Annotated in this window: 6 protein-coding genes; 3 read left to right on the plus strand and 3 right to left on the minus strand. The window is 48.3% G+C overall.

Features of this window, described 5'->3' with window-relative positions; genetic code table 11:
- On the plus strand, window positions 1–388 hold a 388-nt coding region (locus tag lacNas_RS05445), incomplete at its 5' end, for an LLM class oxidoreductase (protein ID WP_507762773.1).
- Between the two features lie 50 nt (window positions 389–438).
- Here the strand turns inward: lacNas_RS05445 and lacNas_RS05450 are convergent.
- Window positions 439–1,023, minus strand: coding sequence for a hypothetical protein (locus lacNas_RS05450; protein WP_201332124.1), 585 nt, complete (start codon window positions 1,021–1,023; stop codon window positions 439–441).
- A 448-nt stretch (window positions 1,024–1,471) separates the two neighbouring features.
- Window positions 1,472–1,882: a cupin domain-containing protein gene (locus tag lacNas_RS05455; protein WP_201332125.1), complete on the minus strand. Its 411-nt coding sequence runs from the start codon at window positions 1,880–1,882 to the stop codon at window positions 1,472–1,474.
- Between the two features lie 123 nt (window positions 1,883–2,005).
- On the opposite strand from lacNas_RS05455, the gene lacNas_RS05460 reads away from it, so the two are divergent.
- Together lacNas_RS05460 and lacNas_RS05465 are read left to right on the plus strand one after the other, a co-directional pair.
- Window positions 2,006–2,878 carry a LysR family transcriptional regulator gene (locus tag lacNas_RS05460; protein ID WP_201332126.1) on the plus strand — a complete coding sequence of 291 codons (873 nt, stop codon included), beginning with the start codon at window positions 2,006–2,008 and terminating at the stop codon, window positions 2,876–2,878.
- 72 nt (window positions 2,879–2,950) lie between these two features.
- Window positions 2,951–3,136 carry a hypothetical protein gene (locus lacNas_RS05465; RefSeq protein WP_201332127.1) on the plus strand — a complete coding sequence of 62 codons (186 nt, stop codon included), beginning with the start codon at window positions 2,951–2,953 and terminating at the stop codon, window positions 3,134–3,136.
- Window positions 3,137–3,210: 74 nt separating this feature from the next.
- Here the strand turns inward: lacNas_RS05465 and lacNas_RS14215 are convergent.
- On the minus strand, window positions 3,211–3,843 hold a 633-nt coding region (locus lacNas_RS14215; RefSeq protein ID WP_244661425.1), incomplete at its 5' end, for a hypothetical protein.

Below are 3,843 nucleotides of genomic sequence, written 5' to 3' on the forward strand. Positions count from 1 at the left end.
CCCGCTGCCGCTAGTAGCGATCGGCCGCTGCCGGCAGGAGCTGTCCTGGCTGGCCAACGAGCCGGACGCCTGGATCTGGCACGGCATCGACGAAGACGAGACGGCCCCGGCAGTCAAGAAGCTGAACGACTTGAACGAGGACGGCAACTGGCACCCATTCGGCTACCAAAACTTCGTTGAGCTTTTGGACGATCCGGACGCTCCTTGCCACCTGTTCAACAAGATCTACCTGCGCGGCGGCGCCAAGTCCCTGGCTGAATTCTGGCGCAAGCAGCGCGAGCAGGGCTTGAGCCACGTCATCATCAACCTCAAGCCAACCAAGCGGCCGATTGAAGACTGCCTGGCTGACCTGCACGACTATGTCTTCCCGGAAGTTAACCGGGATTAAAAAAAGCTCTGACATCCTTCGCGGTGTCAGAGCTTTTATATTGCCCAAAATTACTTAGCTGAGCTGCTTGAAGAGCTCGTGCTTGCGGCCTTCTTGGCTGAAGTCTTCTTAGCTGCCTTCTTAGTGGTCTTCTTTGCAGTCTTCTTGCTGCTCTTAGCCGCCTTCTTGGCTGAGGTCTTCTTAGCTGCCTTCTTGCTGCTAGTTGCAGCGGCCTTCTTGCTTGAGGTCTTCTTGGCTGCCTTCTTAGTAGTCTTCTTAGCTACCTTCTTAGTTGACTTCTGGGTAGCTTTCTTAGTTGACTTCTTTACAGCCTTCTTAGTTGACTTCTTGGTGGCTTTCTTGGCAGCTTTCTTTGCAGACTTCTTAGCGGCCTTCTTGCTGCTTGATGAAGCGGCTGAGCTGGTCTTTGAAGAGCTTGATGAGGCTGAGCTCTTCTTTGAGGCTGAGCTGGATGAGGCTGAACTCTTCTTTGAAGAGCTTGATGAGCTGGTGCTCTTCTTTGAAGTGGCAGTCTTGCTGCTTTGAACTGAAGTCTTGCTTTCAGTTGCGGCCAATACCGGGCTTACGCCAGCAGCAAGCAGTGCTGCAGCTACGCCGGCCTTACTCAAATTCTTCATTAAACGATTGTTCTTCATGATATGCTTCCTTTCCCTATATCGATATCAAATCACAATTTTACTTGCTTGACCCTAATTATACTCATTTATCAAAGCTTGTTAAGCAGAATTTGAAGAAAGTTTGAAATAAATTGCTTTTTGTAAAAAATCTGCCGCTTTTTGCTGCTTTTCTTGCGAAAAAATCCCAAGAAAACTAATTTAATCCATCTAGGACAATCATACTAAAACTTCAAAAATGTCTATGTATCAAAAATAATAGTTATATTTGGTCAAAAAAGTATAACAGAAAAGCGGCCCTCATCTTCTTTATTCACTCCCTTCTGCCGCAAAAAAGGCAAGGCCGGGGACTGGACCAGAGTCGGGGCACTTTTATTATCAAGCAACTATATTAATATAGCCACTATGCTAAAAGGCCTATAAAAAAAGAATGCCCGCGTTATAACGGGACATTCCTTTTAACCGATTATTATTCTGCCGTGATTTCGTCGTAGTCGGCAACTTCTTCCAGCCATTCAGTCTTGCCTTTGGTTACTGCCAGGTGGCTGAACCAGGAATCAGGGCTGGCGCCATGCCAGTGCTTGACGCCGTCAGGAACGATCACCACGTCGCCTGGCTTCATCTTTTGCGCCGGCTGGCCCCAGGCCTGGTACCAGCCTTCTCCGGCGGTGCAGACCAAGATTTGGAAGCCGCCCACGTGCCGGTGCCAGTGGTTGCGGCAACCCGGTTCAAAGGAAACCTCGCCCACGCCGATGCCGCTTGCCGCGTCGCTGGCCAGCCCCTTCAAGAAACTGTTGCCTTCAAAGTACTTGGCGTAAGCCGTGTTCGGTTCGCCAAAGCCAAACAGATCGTTCTTGACTTCTGCCTCATTTCTTGCCATTTTTTGCCTCCAAAAATCAAAACATTGTTTGCTGATCTAAGCTAAGTGTAATTCGAGGGTTCTAAATTGAAAATTACCGCTTTTTTATGCTACTATACGTCTAGAACATAGTGAGGTGAAAGAATGATAGATCCACGATTACTGCAAGAGCTGGTTGCTTTTGCCAAAACAGGCACTCTCAGTCAGACTGCCGAAGAACTGCACTTGACCCAGCCGACGGTGACGCGGGGGATGCAGAAGCTGGAACAGGAACTGGGGGTTGCCCTTTTCAACCGGACAGGCAACAACAAGATCAGTCTCAACACCACCGGCCAGCTGGCTGCCAAAGAAGCCTCCCGCCTGCTCGACATGGAGGATGAGCTGACTGAAAAGGTGCGCAACTTCGCTGAATCACAAACCCGTTTCCTGGTGGGCTCAGACGCCCCTGGTCCCTTGCTGCTCAGCGAGCGGATCGAGAACAAGCTGCCGGTCAAAGTCAAGCTGGACCAGAATCTGCTTGCTGAAGACGAACTCCTGCCAGCGGTTGAAAGCTACCGCTACCAGCTGGTTTTCAGCAGTCATGAATACCAGACTGACCTTTGTGAGTCCCGCTATATCGGCTACGAGCAGCTGTTTCTCATGTGCGACAAGAACAGCGACCTGGCCAAGAAGGGCTCAGTTACCTTCCAGGAGCTGGCCGGGGTCAGCTTCCTGGTCCTGCAGGGGATCGGTCCTTGGAAGCAGATCAAGGAAAGTGCTATCCCTAATGCCCACTTCCTCTACCAGGACGACCTGTCTTCTTTGACCGAGCTGACCAAGTACTCACAACTGCCGGTTTTCCGGTCCAACCTCTCCTTCCCCAGCCATCCGGAAAACGATGACCGCGTGCCTGTCAGAATTGACGACCCGAAGAACCGGCTCGACTTCTATGCCATCTACCGCAAGGACCAAAAGAAGATGGTCATGCCTCTCTTGGAACTTTTGAGCAAAAACTGGCCAGAAGATTTTCCATATTAATTTATAAGCAGCAAGCATTTCCCCTTTTTTAGAGTTAAAATTAAATAAACTACGAAAGAGGAGGAGACTGACATGCAATTCACCAAGCAATTCGAAGGCACTTTTGCCCAAGTCAAGGAGCAAATCGACAAGTTCGTTGCTGAAGGCGGCCACATCGACGCGGTCATCACTGACCACACCGGTGAAAAGGTTGCCGAAGACCACACCTACGGCTACAAGATGCGGGTCATCGCTATCTGCAGCGAAGAAGAAAGCTAAAGCAAGCTAAAGACGCCATCCCCAAATCGAGGGATGACGTCTTTTTTTGCATCTAAACATTTCTACCGATCAGCTTAAAATTCAGCAATGACCTCGCCTAATGTCCAAAGTGAGATCATTCCAGACATAGTTTCATGTCCATCTCTGTAAATGTACCCTTCCATGAAGGTGGTATAACCTCCGTAGGTGTCTGTAACAATTTCAAATTCAGTATCTGGATACTTTTTCAAGTAATCTCTGAAATTGTATCTTACACCTGAAAAAACTCCATCTTTTTGCAGCCCGTCAAAAACCAAAGCATAGCACTCTTCCAGGTCAATCTTTGTGAACGTCAAATTGGCTGGATAAAACTTTTCCGAATCTTTTTGATATTCGTATACTTGGTCTAAATATAGAGTAAGATTGTCACCATTGATTTCTGTTTTTACTATCCGGCTGTCGTGCAGGTCAAACGGAATGTTGCTGACCGTCTTCTTTACAAGTTTCATAGTTTTCCTTCTTAACTTATTTCTGCTGCTGCAAAAAATGTGTGCAATGTAGCCAAATAGTAATTTTTGACTACGTATGTCCAAAGACATGGATACAGACATTTTTCTTATTGCCGTCATCACCGGTATTCCGATATCCCAACAAGGGGGTAACCGCATTGACCAGCGCAGGTACCGAAGCACCACTCTTGCAACTTCATGGAAAGGCTCTCGCCAATC

The organism is Lactobacillus nasalidis (genome assembly GCF_016587775.1).
Classification (GTDB): domain Bacteria; phylum Bacillota; class Bacilli; order Lactobacillales; family Lactobacillaceae; genus Lactobacillus; species Lactobacillus nasalidis.

Excerpts from the sequence above, each read along its gene's own strand:
- lacNas_RS05450 (WP_201332124.1), bottom strand. The coding sequence starts at position 1,023 with ATGAAGAACAATCGTTTAATGAAGAATTTGAGTAAGGCCGGCGTAGCT.
- lacNas_RS05455 (WP_201332125.1), bottom strand. The coding sequence starts at position 1,882 with ATGGCAAGAAATGAGGCAGAAGTCAAGAACGATCTGTTTGGCTTTGGC.
- lacNas_RS05460 (WP_201332126.1), top strand. The coding sequence starts at position 2,006 with ATGATAGATCCACGATTACTGCAAGAGCTGGTTGCTTTTGCCAAAACA.
- lacNas_RS05465 (WP_201332127.1), top strand. The coding sequence starts at position 2,951 with ATGCAATTCACCAAGCAATTCGAAGGCACTTTTGCCCAAGTCAAGGAG.